General features: G+C 70.8%; 11 protein-coding genes. 3 read left to right on the top strand and 8 right to left on the bottom strand.

What is annotated here, in order from left to right; all coding sequences use genetic code 11:
* Positions 1–131: 131 nt before the first annotated feature.
* Positions 132–524, top strand: a complete 393-nt coding sequence (locus tag OG331_RS17510) for an SCO5389 family protein (RefSeq protein WP_328879279.1) — start codon at positions 132–134, stop codon at positions 522–524.
* Positions 525–626: 102 nt separating this feature from the next.
* Here the strand turns inward: OG331_RS17510 and OG331_RS17505 are convergent, their stop codons facing one another.
* Positions 627–1,658, bottom strand: coding sequence for an LLM class flavin-dependent oxidoreductase (locus OG331_RS17505; RefSeq protein WP_406197173.1), 1,032 nt, complete (start codon positions 1,656–1,658; stop codon positions 627–629).
* A gap of 223 nt (positions 1,659–1,881) precedes the next feature.
* Here OG331_RS17505 and OG331_RS17500 point away from each other — a divergent pair, with 223 nt between their 5' ends.
* Entirely contained in the window at positions 1,882–2,214 is a 333-nt protein-coding gene (locus OG331_RS17500) for an ATP/GTP-binding protein (RefSeq protein ID WP_406197171.1), read from the top strand.
* 7 nt (positions 2,215–2,221) lie between these two features.
* On the opposite strand, the gene OG331_RS17495 is transcribed toward OG331_RS17500, so the two are convergent.
* The 7 genes from OG331_RS17495 to mce form a co-directional block, all read right to left on the bottom strand.
* Positions 2,222–3,091: an ABC transporter permease subunit gene (locus tag OG331_RS17495; protein WP_406197169.1), complete on the bottom strand. Its 870-nt coding sequence runs from the start codon at positions 3,089–3,091 to the stop codon at positions 2,222–2,224.
* Positions 3,088–4,386 (bottom strand): ABC transporter ATP-binding protein, encoded by a 1,299-nt coding sequence (locus OG331_RS17490; RefSeq protein WP_406197165.1) that lies wholly within the window; start codon positions 4,384–4,386, stop codon positions 3,088–3,090. The genes OG331_RS17495 and OG331_RS17490 overlap by 4 nt, the downstream gene beginning before the upstream one ends.
* Positions 4,387–4,507: 121 nt before the next feature.
* Positions 4,508–5,278 carry an ABC transporter permease subunit gene (locus tag OG331_RS17485; protein WP_406197163.1) on the bottom strand — a complete coding sequence of 257 codons (771 nt, stop codon included), beginning with the start codon at positions 5,276–5,278 and terminating at the stop codon, positions 4,508–4,510.
* Positions 5,279–5,280: 2 nt separating this feature from the next.
* Positions 5,281–6,243, bottom strand: coding sequence for an ATP-binding cassette domain-containing protein (locus OG331_RS17480; protein ID WP_406197161.1), 963 nt, complete (start codon positions 6,241–6,243; stop codon positions 5,281–5,283).
* An 86-nt stretch (positions 6,244–6,329) separates the two neighbouring features.
* Positions 6,330–7,265 carry a cellulose-binding protein gene (locus OG331_RS17475; RefSeq protein WP_328423347.1) on the bottom strand — a complete coding sequence of 312 codons (936 nt, stop codon included), beginning with the start codon at positions 7,263–7,265 and terminating at the stop codon, positions 6,330–6,332.
* 183 nt (positions 7,266–7,448) lie between these two features.
* Positions 7,449–11,297 carry a polarized growth protein Scy gene (gene scy / locus OG331_RS17470; RefSeq protein ID WP_406210079.1) on the bottom strand — a complete coding sequence of 1,283 codons (3,849 nt, stop codon included), beginning with the start codon at positions 11,295–11,297 and terminating at the stop codon, positions 7,449–7,451.
* A 233-nt stretch (positions 11,298–11,530) separates the two neighbouring features.
* Positions 11,531–11,971 carry a methylmalonyl-CoA epimerase gene (gene mce, locus OG331_RS17465; RefSeq protein ID WP_030046674.1) on the bottom strand — a complete coding sequence of 147 codons (441 nt, stop codon included), beginning with the start codon at positions 11,969–11,971 and terminating at the stop codon, positions 11,531–11,533.
* A 147-nt stretch (positions 11,972–12,118) separates the two neighbouring features.
* Between mce and OG331_RS17460 the strand changes: the two genes are divergently transcribed.
* The gene (locus tag OG331_RS17460; RefSeq protein ID WP_406197158.1) at positions 12,119–13,321 is read left to right on the top strand and encodes an acetyl-CoA C-acetyltransferase; all 1,203 of its coding nucleotides are present in this window, start codon (positions 12,119–12,121) and stop codon (positions 13,319–13,321) included.
* The last annotated feature ends 15 nt before the right edge of the window (positions 13,322–13,336 follow it).

Below are 13,336 nucleotides of genomic sequence, written 5' to 3'. Positions count from 1 at the left end.
GTGCCGTCACCGTCCGTTGCCTACCGTATTAAACGGGAGGTCGCGAGGCGTGTACGCAGAGTGTTCGATATCGCGAACTCCCCTATCTGTCCGGCAACCCCCGCTGCTGCGGGGGTGCGAGAGGAGAACCCATGTCGCTCGACGTCTCACCGGCCCTACTCGAACAGGCCGAGCGAGGCGAGGTCGACGAAGCCGCCTTCGTCGACTGCGTCCGGACCTCCCTGCCCTATGCGTGGGAGATGATCAGCTCCCTGGTGGCCCAGCTGAAGGTCGACGGCGGCTCGTTCGCCGACAACCAGACGCCCCCGCCGGACGAGCAGGCACGTGGCCAGCTGCTGCGTGCGCTTGCGAGTGACGCGATACGCGGCGCGCTGCAGCGGCACTTCGGGGTGCGACTGGCCTTCCAGAACTGCCACCGGGTGGCGGTGTTCCCGCTTGACTCCTCGGTCGACGAGACGCTGACCCGCTTCACCTCGGTCCGCAGTCAGGTGATGAACCAGTCGCCGGAATTCAGGGACTGCTGATGCAGTAGCCGCTTGCTTGCCGCTCCGTACGCGGGAGGTGCAATCAGTACTGGGGCGGCAAGCCCTCTGACGGACCGGGCCGTTGATCCGCGACAGGGCGATTCAGCCGAGTTGGGGGAGGACTTCGGCGCCCAGTCGCCGTACGTTCTCCTCGGTCGCCGCCAGGTCGCCCGAGCCCTCGACGAGCAGGGCGAAACGGGAGATCCCGGTCCGTTCGCTGGTCGCTGCCAGGCGGTCGGCGCACAGGCGCGGGGTGCCCACCGGGTGCAGTCCGCAGAGCAGTTCGGTGTACGCCAGCGGGTCGCGCATCGCGCGATGACGGCCGTCCACCGTGACGTGGGCCTCCAGGCCCTGCCGCAGCCAGCCCGGCATCGCCTTCGTCAGCGTCTCGACCGCGTCCGTGCGCCGGTCCGCGATCTGGCAGACGCCGGCCGACACATGGGCCGCAGCGCGGATCTCGTCGGCGGGCCGCCCCGCCGCGCGCGCGTACTCCCGCCACAGCACGACCATCTCGGCCTTCTCCTCGTCGCCCACGTGCATCCCGAGCAGCATCGGCAGTCCGCGCTCGGCCGCGAGACGGACGCTGTGCGGTGACGTACACGCGACGACGACCTCGGGCCCCGCGGCGGCCTCCGTGAGGCACTCCGACGGCCTGGGCACGACGGGGACCTCGCGGAAGCTGAACTGCTCGCCGGCGGCCGCGACCGACGGTTCGCGCAGCCAGCGCAGCAGCAGATCGAGTGATTCGGGGAACCCCTCCTCGTACGCCCGCAGACCCGAGCCGAACACCTCCAGGTCGACCCAGGGCCCGCCGCGCCCCACGCCCAGCGAGAACCGCCCGCCGGAGGCGATGTGCAGCAGCGCGGCCTGTTCGCCGAGGGCCACCGGGTGCGCGGTGGGCAGTACGCTGACCGCCGTGCCGACCCGCAACCGCTGGGTACGGCCGAGCAGTAACGCGGCCAGCGTGATCGCGGACGGACAGGTGCCGTACGGCACGAAGTGGTGCTCGGCCAGCCAGACCGTGTCGAGCCCCGCTTCCTCGGCGACCTCGGCGGAGCGGACCGCGCGGTGCAGCGCCTCCCCGTCGCCCTGTCCCGGGAACCGGGCCGCCAACACGAAACTACCTACGTGCATTGCCTTTTCCTGCTTCCTTGGCTCCGACGCGGAGCTCCCCCACCCGGCATAACCGTCTGACACGTGCCGAGGACACGGCTTGACGGAGGGATTTGCGGATTGTCTGCAGAATGGTTCGCCGGAGCGGGGGACTTGTGGGGATTGGTGCCGTACGACTACCCCTGACCGTGCCGCGTAGGCTGGACACGGTCCCCGCATCCTGTATAGCCCCGTGAGGTGTTCCGTGTCCCCGCGTCGCAACCGACCCAAGGGAGTCGGCTCGTCCGAACACAGTGCCGAGGACGACCGTTCCGGCCGTTACGGCGGCTGGCAGTCCACGGAGAGCTGGCAGGGCGAGGAGTGGAACGTGCGGCATGTGGCCGGCGCGAGCGCACAGGGCAAGGCGTACCGCTGCCCGGGCTGCGAGCAGCTGATCCCGGACGGCGTCCCGCACGTCGTCGCCTGGCCGGACCACGTCGGCGTCGACGACCGCAGGCACTGGCACAAGGCGTGCTGGAACGCGAAGGACCGCCGCACCACGCGGGTGCAGCGGTCCCGAAACGCGCCGAGGTTCTGAGCCGGAACTACACGTCCCGCTTCTCCAGCAGCGCGTAGGCGGCGGCGAACGCGGCCGCCGTCACGCCGAGCATGATCCACAGCGGCTCCCAGCCGGACGGGCCGCTGTCGGTGAGGGACTGGGCGTAGAAGACGCTGAGCTGGTTCGGGATGGAGTACTCGAACAGGGCCTGCTGAAGGTCCTGCAGGGACTCCGAGAACATGAACAGCGCCATGACCAGCGGGGCCAGCATGACACCGATCATGATCGTGATCGCGCCCGCGGAGTGCCGGATGATCGAGCCGACGACCAGCGAGAGCAGGCCGAGCAGCGCGATGTAGAGCGAGATGCCGACCGTGCCCTTCAGCCACTCCTGGGTGCTGGGCTCACGCGCGTCCAGCATGGCCACGTCGGCGAGGGCGACCAGGACGGCCGACCCCAGCGTCACCACGAACGCGACCACGAAGAAGACGATCGCCTTCGCCAGCAGCACCCGGCTGCGGGTCGGGCATGCGGTCATCGTGGTCCGGATCATGCCGGTGCCGTACTCCGAGGCGGTGGTCAGCACGCCGAGCGTGATGATGCACATGCTGCCGAGCAGCAGCCCGAAGAAGCCGAAGGCCAGCGGGCTCTCGCCGCTCAGGCTGCCGTCGGAGGAGTTCGCGGCGACCAGCGCGGCGGCGGCCAGGCCGATGCCGACGACGAGCAGCACGAACACGCCGAGCGTCCAGATCGTGGAGCGCACCGACCGGATCTTCGTCCACTCGGAGGCGAGCGCGTGCCCGAGGTGCGTGCGCACGACGGGGATCGGCGAGGTGTAGGTGGGGTACGACGAGCCGGGCGCCGCCTGCCAGTTCGGTGCGGCGGTCTGCGGCATCGGGGGCTGGGGCGTGCTCATCGGGCGTCCTCGGGCGTGGTCGGGGCGGCGGGCGCAGGGGCGTAAGGGGCGCCGGGCGGCGCGGGCGGCTGAGCGGGCGCCTGCTGGGGCGCGGGCGCGGCGAAGGCCTGTGGAGCGGCGGGCTGGGCCGCAGGCGGTCCCTGGGGCGCCTGAGGCGCCTGCTGGGCGTACGGGTTGGCCGTACCGGCGCCGGGCGCGGCGGGAGCGCCGTAGGGACCGGCGGGCGCCTGACCCGGCGCGCCCTGCGGCGCGGCGAACGGCTGCCCGCCCTGCTCGGGCGGCGGCGGGGCGTACCAGCCGGGCTGGCCCTGCCCCGCAACCGGCATCGGCGGCTGCGCGCCGGGCGGCAGCGGCTGCTGGAGCCCGGTCTTCTGGTCGACGGTCGAGCGGTAGTCGACGGCACCCTGCGTCATCCGCATGTACGCCTCCTCCAGCGAGGCCTGGTGCGGCGACAACTCCCACAGCCGTACGTCGGTGTCGTGCGCGATGTCGCTGATGCGGGGGAGTGGCAGCCCGGTCACCCGGAGGCCGCCGTCCTGCTCGGGCAGCACGTGCCCGCCCGCCTCGGTGAGCGCGCCGGCCAGCTTCTCGCGCAGCTGCGGCTCGGTGTCGGGCGTACGGACCCGGGCGAAGCCGGCGGAGTTCGCCGCGATGAAGTCCCTGACGCTCATGTCGGCCAGCAGCTGTCCGCGCCCGATGACGATCAGGTGGTCGGCGGTCAGCGCCATCTCGCTCATCAGATGGGAGGAGACGAAGACGGTCCGGCCCTCGGCGGCCAGCGACTTCATCAGGTTCCGCACCCAGAGGATGCCCTCGGGGTCGAGGCCGTTGACCGGCTCGTCGAACAGCAGCACCTGAGGGTCGCCGAGCAGCGCGGCGGCGATGCCGAGGCGCTGGCCCATGCCGAGCGAGAAGCCCTTGGAGCGCCTCTTGGCCACGTCCTGGAGGCCGACCACGCCCAGCACCTCGTCCACGCGCCGGGGCGGGATGCCGGACAGCTGGGCGAGCGACAGCAGATGGTTGCGGGCGGCCCGGCCGCCGTGCACGGCCTTGGCGTCCAGCAGCGCGCCGACCTGGCGGGGGGCGTTGGGCAGCCTGCGGTACGGGTAGCCGCCGATCGTGACATGGCCCGCCGTCGGGTTGTCCAGGCCGAGGATCATCCGCATCGTCGTCGACTTGCCCGAGCCGTTCGGGCCCAGGAAGCCGGTGACGGCCCCGGGCCGCACTTGGAAGGACAGGTTGTACACAGCGGTCTTGTCGCCGTAGCGCTTGGTCAGGCCGACTGCCTCGATCATGCTCCGCACCCATCGAAAGGTTCAGGACAGCGGGGCACACGCCCCCCGTAAGGGTTAGGAGGATACCGACGCGCTGACGGTTCCACTCAAGAGCAAGTAAAACCTCATACCAACCGTGACCCTACGCGTCCCGTTTCTTGAGTGCCGCGTAGCCGCCCGCGAGCGCCACGACCACCCACAGCACCATGATCCCGAGCCCGCCCCAGGGGCCGTACGGCTTGTCGTCGTCGATCGGGGTGACCACCTGCATGATCCTGCTTCCCGCCTGGTCCGGCAGGTACTGGCCGATCTTCTCGGTGGCCGAGACGTTGCCGAGGATGTTGGAGACCAGGAAGAAGAACGGCATCAGGATGCCCAGCGACAGCATCGGCGAGCGCAGCATCGCGGCGACGCCCATCGAGAACATCGCGATGAGGGTCATGTAGAGCCCGCCGCCGATCACCGCGCGCAGCACTCCCGGGTCGCCGATCTCGGCCCGGTGGTCGCCGAGCATCGCCTGCCCCAGGAAGAAGGTGACGAAGCTGGTGGCCAGGCCGACGATCAGTGCGAGGCCGGTCGCCACCGCGATCTTGCTGGCCAGAAAGGTCCCACGTCGCGGCACCGCGGCCAGCGAGGTGCGGATCATGCCGGTGCTGTACTCGTTCGAGACGACGAGCACGCCGAACACGATCAGCGCGAGCTGACCGAGGGTCATCCCCGCGAAGCTGATGAAGGTCGGATCGAAGGAGAGCTTGTCCCGCTCGCTCATGTTGTCGAACTCGCTGTTCGACAGGCCCGAGATCAGCATCCCGAGGGCGATGGTGACCACCACGGCGAGGGACAGCGTCCACACGGTGGAGGCCACGGACCGGATCTTGGTCCATTCGGAGCGGACGACCTGCGTGGCTGCCATGCTCAGCTCCTCCTCCAGTCGTCGCCCCACTGCGGCCGCGGCTCGGGGGGCAGCGGCGCGCCGGTGTGCGCGTGGTACTCCACCGACTCCGCGGTCAGTTGCATGAACGCCTCCTCCAGGGAGGCCTGCTGCGGGCTCAGCTCGTGCAGCACGATCCCGTGCCGCGCCGCCAGCTCGCCGATCTGCTCGGCCTTGCTGCCGTCCACTTCGAGCGAGCCGTCACCCGTCTGCACGGCCGAGATCCCGGCCGTGGGCAGGACGTCGAGCAGCCGCTCCCGCTGCGGGGTGCGGATCCGGACGTACGACCGTGAGTTGCGCTCGATGAAGTCGGCCATGGAGGTGTCGGCGAGCAGCCGCCCCTGGCCGATGACGACGAGGTGGTCGGCGGTCAGCGCCATCTCGCTCATCAGGTGACTGGAGACGAACACCGTCCGCCCCTGGGCGGCCAGGGACTTCATCAGGTTCCGGATCCAGTGGATGCCCTCGGGGTCGAGCCCGTTGACCGGCTCGTCGAACATCAGGATCCGCGGATCGCCGAGCAGCGCGCCCGCGATCCCGAGCCGCTGCCCCATGCCCATCGAGAAGCCCTTGGTCTTCTTGCGCGCGACCGCCGTCAGCCCGACCGTGTCCAGCACCTCGCGCACCCGGCTCCTCGGGATGCCGTTGCTCTGGGCGAGGCACAGCAGGTGGTTGTAGGCGCTGCGCCCGCCGTGCCAGGCCTTGGCCTCAAGCAGGGCGCCGATGTACGTCAGCGGGTCCTTGAGCTGGTCGTAGCGTTTGCCGTCGATACGGACGCCGCCGGCGGTGGGGTGGTCGAGGCCCAGGATCATCCGCATGGTCGTGGACTTCCCGGCGCCGTTGGGGCCGAGGAACCCGGTGACGATGCCAGGTCTGACGGCGAAGGTGAGGTTGTTGACCGCCACCTTCTCGCCGTACCGCTTTGTCAGCCCCTCGAGCTCGATCATGCCGACCACGCTAAAACGCCGCAAAGCCCCCTGCCACCCGAGTGGCAAGGGGCTTCACGGATGTTCAGACGATGTACGCCGAACGGTTACCGGGTCTGCTGCGCCGGAACACCGCGGGAGATCGGCTCGTCCTCGGCCGGGGTGCCGGCGGCGGCCACCGCGGCGCCCGTGAGGGTCGCCAGCATCTCGCGGACGTTCGTCAGCTGAGCGTTGATGCTGTCGCGGCGGTTGGTGAGAGCCGCGAGCTCGCGCTCGGATTCCGAACGGATCCGGTCGGCCTTGGCATTGGCGTCGGCCACGATGTCCTCGGCCTGACGCTGAGCCGTCTCCACCGTCTGACGGGCCCGGCGCTCGGCGTCCGTGCGCAGCTTCTCGGCCTCCAGGCGCAGCTGCTCCGCGCGGTGCTCGATCTCCGCGAGGCGCTTCTCCGCCTTCTGCTGACGGGACGCCAGGTCGCGCTCGGACTGCTCGCGGCGCTTGGCGAGGTTCGTCTCGAAGTCGGCGGCGGCCTGCGCGGCCTTGGCGCGGGTCTCCTCGAAGAGGGCGTCGGCCTCCTCGCGCTTGGACTGCGCGTCCTTCTGCGCCTCGGAACGCAGCTGCGAGGCGTCACTCTTGGCCTTCTCGACGATCCGGACGCCCTCGTCCTCCGCCTTGGACTTGCGCTCCGCAGCGAACGATTCTGCGTCGTTACGGACCTGCTGGGCCGCCGACTCGGCGAGCTCGCGGTGCTGCTCGGCGGCGCGGCGCGCCTCCTCGCGCAGATCCTTGGCCTCTTCCTCGGCGAGGCGGAGGATCTTCTCGACACGCGCGCCGAGGCCGGCGTACGACGGCTCGGCGTCGGTTACCTGGGCCTGGGCGTTCTGCGTCTCGAGGTGGAGCTCCTCGATGCGCTTTTCCAGAGCGGTGATGCGGGCCAGAGCGCTGTCGCGGTCGGAGACGAGCTTCGAGATGCGTTCGTCCACCTGCGCGCGGTCGTACCCACGCCGCACAAGCTCGAAGCCGTAGGGGGAAGTGTCGCTCATGGGGTTCCTGTCGAATGAGACCGGTGAGGTGATAAGTGGAATCCTAGGGGCCGAAGCGGTGTGTCATCGAGCGGATACGTGTTTGATCTGGAGAATGAGACCCCTTTTGAGTGGCTAACCGTTGGACGGCTTGCCAAAAACTTGGTCAAAGGCCCCAGGAGACACCGGAACCCTCTCGCCCCGCTAGCTGTCTGACGACTTGCCACCCGATCGAGGGGCGCCCACCGTCGCACCCGCCTTGACCCCGTTGTCCTTGCCGCCGGCCGGTGTCTCGAAGGACTCCAACGCCTCCAGGACGTCCTGGACACGGGAGATTTCGGCGTTGATGTCCTCGCGGCGCCGGACCAGGACCTCCAGCTCGCGCTTGCCCTCCTCGACCGTGCGCCTGGCCTCGCGGATCGCCTCGGCCTTGAGCTCCTCGGCCTCCTTGATCAGCGAGGACCGCTTCTGCTCGGCCTCCTTGAGCAGGCCCTCGGCCTTCTTCACGGCGGCGATACGGACCTTGCCCGCCTCGGAGTTGGCCTCCGAGACCAGCTCCTTGGCCTTCGCCTGCGCCTTGGACAGCTGCTCCTCGGCCGCCTTGATGAGGGCGTCGCAGCGGTCCCCGGCCGACTTCATCGTCTCGGCGGACTCGCGGCGGGCCCGCTGGTGCAGCTCCTCGATCTCGCTCGTGATGCGGTCGCGCAGCTCCTCGGCGCGCTCCCTTATCGAGGTGGCGTCCCGGCGGGCGCCGACGAGCAGCTCGTCCGCGTCCGTTCGGGCCTTCTCCACCCGCGAGTTGCCCTCCACCGTCGCCTCGGAGACCAGCCGGTCGGCCTCCTTGCGGGCGGCGCCCACCATGGTGTCGGCCTGCGCCTCGGCGTCCGCGGTCGTCTTGTGCGCCTGCTGCTGCGCCTCGGTGAGCAGCTTGTCCGCCTCGGCGGTGGTCTCCGTGATGAGCTTGTCGACCTGCTCGGCCACGTCCTGGCGCCGCTTGCCCGCGTCCTTGCGGGCCTCGTCGAGGGTGCGCTCGGCCTCCTCGCGGGCGGCGGTCACGAGCCGTTCGGCCTCCGCGGCCGCCTCTGCCTTGACGCGCTCGGACTCGCTGCGGGTCCGCTCCGCGTGCTGCTGGGCCGACCCCACCGTCTCGGCGGCCTCGGCGCGCAGCCGCTCCGCGTCCGACGTGGCGTCCCCGACCAGCTTCTCGGCCTTGGCACGCGCCTCGGTGCGCACCCGGTCGGCCTCCGCGACGGTTTCCGACTGGAGCCGCTCCGCCTCGGAACGCGCCTCCGTGATGAGGGTGTCCGCCTGCGTCGCCGCGTCCGAACGGATCCGGTTGGCGTCCTCGCGGGCGTCGGCCCGGGTGCGCGAAGCTGCCTGGTCGGCCTCGGCGATCGCGTCCGACGCCTCCGTACGCACCCGCTGTGCGTGCTCGGTGGCCTCCGAGCGCAGCCGGTCGGCCTCGGCGATCGCCTCGCCGACGGTCCGCTCGGCGAGGGACTTGGCGGCCTCGGACTCGTCGTTGGCCTCGCGCCGGATGCGGCCCGCGTCCTCGCTGGCCCGCTCCCGCTCGGCGTAGGCGTCGGAGCGGACCCGGTCCGCCTCCTCCTGGGCCTCCCGGCGGGTACGGTCCGCCGCGTGCTCGGCGGCGCTGCGCAGGCCGGTGATCTCCTCCTGCGCCTGCTCGTGCAGCCCCGACACGGAGTCGCGGACCTGCTGGGCGTGCTGCTCGGCCGCCGACACCATCTCGGTGGCGCGCCGGTCGGCCTCCTCGACCAGCCGCACCGCCTCGGTCTGCGCCTCCTCGACCCGCTTGCGGGCGGAGGCCAGCAGTTCCTCGCTCTGTTCGCGGGCCCGCTCGCGCTCCTGGTCGGCCTCCTGGCGGGCGGAGCCGAGGAGTTCCTCGGCCTCGCGGCGGCGCCGGGTGGCCTCCTCCTGGGCGGCGGCCAGTGTCTCGGACGCCTCCGTGCCGATCCGCTCGGCGGCGGCCTGGGCCTCCGCACGGACCCGGTCGGCGGTGTCCTGCGCCTCCGACTTCAGCCGCTCGGCCTCGGCCGCGGCCTCGGAACGCAGGCGTACGGCGATGGCCTCGCCCTCGGCACGGGACGTGGAGGCGTCCGACGCGGCCTCGGTGCGCAGCCGGTCGGCCTCTTCCTCGGCCTGCTGCTGCAGCGTGCGAATCCGCTCGGCGGCCTCGGTGCGCAGCCGGTCGGTCTCCTCGGCGGCCTCGCGCCGGATGCGGGAGGCCTCCTCACGGGCGTCCGACAGTGCCTGCTCGGCCGACGCGAGCCGCTGCTCGGCCTCGGTGTGAAGGCGCGTCAGCTCCTCGGCGGCCTCCGTGCGGCGGGCCTCGACGCCGCGCTCGGTCTCCTCGCGCAGCTCGCGGGCGGCGCGCTCGGCGTCGGCCGTGATGCCCTCGGCCTGCTCGACGACCTCCTCGCGGTGCCGCTCGGCCTCCTGACGGGTGCGCTGGAGGGTCTCCTCGGCCTGCCGGCGCAGCGTCGTGGCCCGCTCGATGGCCTCGGTGCGGACCTTCTCGCTGTCCGTCGTGGCCTTCTGGCGCAGCTCGTCCGCGTCCTGCCGGGTCTTGGAGAGCAGCTCCTCGGCGGTCTTGGCCGCCTCCTCGATCTGCTGGACGGCTTCCTTGCGGGCCTCCGCGCGGATCTTCTCGCCCTCGGCGACCGCCTCGGAACGCAGCTGCTCGGCCTCGCCGCGCAGCCGACGGGCCTCCTCCTGCAGCTCGACCGTCTTGGCGCGGTACTCCTTGGTGTCGTCCTTCGCCGAGCCCTTGAGCTGTTCGGCGATGTCGTGCGCCTCGGCGCGCAGCCGGTCCGCCTCGGCCTCGGCCTCGCTGCGGATCCGCTCGGCCTCCTCGGCCGCGGCCTTGGTGGTGTTCTGGGCGTCCTCCTGCGCTTTGTTGAGGACGTCCTCGGCGGTCTTTGCCGCCTTCGACAGCTGGGTCGCGCTCTCCTCGGCGGTGATCGTCCGGGCCTTCTCGGAGGCCTCGGCGACGATCTTCTCGGCCTGCGCGCGGGCGTCGGTGACGACCTGCTCGGCGTCCGCCTTGGTGCTCTCGGCCTCCTTGGTGGCCTCGCTGACCAGGCGGGCGACCTGCTCCTTGGCCGTACGCATGCGCTGTTCGTTGGCCGACTCGGCACTCGACAGGGCCTTCTCGGCGGACGTCGTGGCCTCGGCGACCAGCTTCTCGGCCTCGGACTGCGCCTTGCGCAGCGCCTCCTCGGCCTCCGCCATGCGCTGCTCGGCGGCCCGGCTGAGCTCGGTGGCCTGGCGGCGGGCGCTGTCCGACTCGGTCGCCGTGGAGCTGCGCAGCTGCTCGGCGTGGTCGGTGGCCTCCTGGGCCTGCGTGGACGCGGCGTTCAGCAGCCGCTCGGCGTCCGTACGGGCCCGGAGCAGGATCTGCTCGGCTTCCGCGCGGGCCTCCTCGGCCGCGCCCGTGAGGCGCTGGCGGGCCTCGCCGGTGAGCCGCTCGGCCTCGGCACGCGCGGTCGCCATGGCCTGCTCGGCCTCGGTACGCGACTCGTCGAGGAGCCGGCGGGCCTGCGACTCGGTACGGGCGCGCAGCTGCTCCGCCCACGCCACGTTCTCGTTGACGTGCGACTCGACGGTCTGCCGCCGCTCGGCCAGCTCCTGGTCCAGCTGCTGGCGGCGCGTGACCGCCTCCTGGTGCAGCTCGGCCTGCAACCGGGCCGCGTTCTCCGCGTGCTCCTGGAGGATGCGCTGAGTCTGCGCCCGGGCCTGGCTGAGCTCCCGCTCGGCCTCCTGGCGCAGCTGGTCGGCCTGCACCTGGGCGTTGCGCAGCAGCTGTTCGGCCTGATAGCCGATGTCCCCGCCGTCGAAGGCGGGCCGGGACATGATGGTCCGCCGCGCCTCGTGCAGCTTGGCGCGCAGCACCTCGACCTGGTAGCCGAGGTCCTCGGCGTGCTGGATCGCCTTTTCCCGCTCGGTCTTCAGCCGATCCATCTCGGCCTCGAACCGAGAGAGGTGGTCGACGTCAGCCGCCGGCTCTCGCTCCTGGCGTTCGTAGCCCCGCACTGCGCGGTCCCATCCGTCCCCTGGTCGCAAGTCTCTCCATACGAGCACCGTCCATCCGCCGAACGGGGCCCCCGGGGAATGGTGTCAGATCAACGGCGGAGCACGGGCTGTTGCCCCACCCTCGCCCCCCGAAACCCGGACCCCGGCTCGGTCCCGCCGTCAAAAGGCAGGGCCGGGTCGCCCTGGACTGAGCGGCGACCGCCCCCAACCCTACCGGCCCATATGTACGAGGGTCAGTGCTCAGGTGACTCAACAGGGGCCGAAGTGACCAGTTCTGTCAGTACTCCATGGCAATCCTTTGGGTGCAGGAAGGTGATTCGTGACCCCATGGAGCCGCGCCGGGGCTCTTCGTACAGAACGCGTACGCCCTTGCCCTTGATGTCGGCGGCGTCGCCGTCCACATCCGCCGTACCGAAAGCGATGTGGTGGACACCCTCACCGTTCTTGTCGAGCCACTTGGCGACGGTGGAGTCCGGGCGGGTTGGCTCGAGAAGCTGCAGGTAGGAGGCGCCGCCGTCGGAGGTTTCGTTGATCTTGAGCATGGCCTCGCGGACGCCCTGCTCCTCGTTGACCTCGGAGTGGAACACCTCGAAGCCGTAGGTGGCCCGGTAGAACTCCACGGTCTTGTCCAGGTCGAAACAGGCGATCCCGATGTGGTCGATTCGCGTCAGCATGGAATTCAGTGCAGCGCGGCGGCGATGGTTACGCAACGTGCCAGCGATCACACCTACGGCCCGGTGACGGCACGGAGTGCCATCAGTACATTCGAAGTAAACCCTCGTTCACTCCTCGGCAGTGCAGCCGGAAGGGGATCGCACCTCATGACTGGAACGAACAGCAGTACCTCGGTGATCGTCGCGGGCGCCCGTACGCCCATGGGACGGTTGCTGGGCTCGCTGAAGTCCTTCTCCGGAGCCGACCTCGGCGGATTCGCGATCAAGGCCGCCCTCGACCGTGCGGGTATCGGCGGCGACCAGGTGCAGTACGTGATCATGGGCCAGGTGCTCCAGGCCGGGGCGGGGCAGATCCCGGCGCGCCAGGCCGCGGTCAAGGCCGGCATCCCGATGAACGTCCCGGCGCTCACCATCAACAAGGTGTGTCTGTCGGGCCTCGACGCGATCGCGCTCGCGGACCAGCTGATCCGCGCCGGCGAGTTCGACGTGATCGTCGCGGGCGGTCAGGAGTCCATGACCAACGCCCCCCACCTGCTGCCGAAGTCCCGCGAGGGCTTCAAGTACGGCGCGATCGAGATGATCGACGCGATGGCGTACGACGGTCTGACGGACTCCTTCGAGGGCATCGCCATGGGCGCGTCCACGGAGAAGCACAACACCCGCCTCGGCATCCAGCGCCCCGCGCAGGACGAGATCGCCGCCCAGTCCCACCAGCGCGCCGCCGCAGCGCAGAAGAACGGCCTGTTCGAGGCCGAGATCACCCCGGTCGAGATCCCGCAGCGCAAGGGCGACCCGGTCCTCTTCAGCAAGGACGAGGGCATCCGCGGCGACACCACGGCGGAGTCCCTGGGCAAGCTGCGCCCCGCCTTCTCCAAGGACGGCACGATCACGGCGGGCTCGGCCTCGCAGATCTCCGACGGCGCCGCCGCGGTCGTCGTCATGAGCAAGGCCAAGGCGCTGGAGCTCGGCCTGGACTGGATCGCCGAGATCGGCGCGCACGGCAATGTGGCGGGTCCGGACAACTCGCTTCAGTCCCAGCCCTCGAACGCCATCCAGCACGCCCTGAAGAAGGAGGGCCTGGAGGTCGCCGACCTCGACCTGATCGAGATCAACGAGGCCTTCGCCGCCGTTGCGGTGCAGTCAATGAAGGACCTCGGGGTGTCGTCGGAAAGGGTGAACGTCAATGGCGGAGCCATCGCCCTGGGTCACCCGATCGGTATGTCGGGTGCGCGGCTCGTCCTGCACCTGGCCCTGGAGCTGAAGCGGCGGGGCGGCGGCGTCGGCGCGGCCGCGCTGTGCGGCGGCGGCGGCCAGGGTGACGCACTGATCGTGCGGGTACCCAAGGCCTGAGACCTCGTACGTTTT

This window comes from Streptomyces sp. NBC_01017, from assembly GCF_045162795.1.
GTDB classification, from domain to species: domain Bacteria; phylum Actinomycetota; class Actinomycetes; order Streptomycetales; family Streptomycetaceae; genus Streptomyces; species Streptomyces machairae.
This window is presented reverse-complemented; position numbering and strand designations above follow the sequence as displayed.

What these genes read in the sequence shown, in the direction of transcription:
- OG331_RS17510 (WP_328879279.1), top strand. Translation starts at nt 132, where the DNA reads ATGTCGCTCGACGTCTCACCGGCCCTACTCGAACAGGCCGAGCGAGGC.
- OG331_RS17505 (WP_406197173.1), bottom strand. Translation starts at nt 1,658, where the DNA reads ATGCACGTAGGTAGTTTCGTGTTGGCGGCCCGGTTCCCGGGACAGGGC.
- OG331_RS17495 (WP_406197169.1), bottom strand. Translation starts at nt 3,091, where the DNA reads ATGAGCACGCCCCAGCCCCCGATGCCGCAGACCGCCGCACCGAACTGG.
- OG331_RS17490 (WP_406197165.1), bottom strand. Translation starts at nt 4,386, where the DNA reads ATGATCGAGGCAGTCGGCCTGACCAAGCGCTACGGCGACAAGACCGCT.
- OG331_RS17485 (WP_406197163.1), bottom strand. Translation starts at nt 5,278, where the DNA reads ATGGCAGCCACGCAGGTCGTCCGCTCCGAATGGACCAAGATCCGGTCC.
- OG331_RS17480 (WP_406197161.1), bottom strand. Translation starts at nt 6,243, where the DNA reads ATGATCGAGCTCGAGGGGCTGACAAAGCGGTACGGCGAGAAGGTGGCG.
- OG331_RS17475 (WP_328423347.1), bottom strand. Translation starts at nt 7,265, where the DNA reads ATGAGCGACACTTCCCCCTACGGCTTCGAGCTTGTGCGGCGTGGGTAC.
- mce (WP_030046674.1), bottom strand. Translation starts at nt 11,971, where the DNA reads ATGCTGACGCGAATCGACCACATCGGGATCGCCTGTTTCGACCTGGAC.
- OG331_RS17460 (WP_406197158.1), top strand. Translation starts at nt 12,119, where the DNA reads ATGACTGGAACGAACAGCAGTACCTCGGTGATCGTCGCGGGCGCCCGT.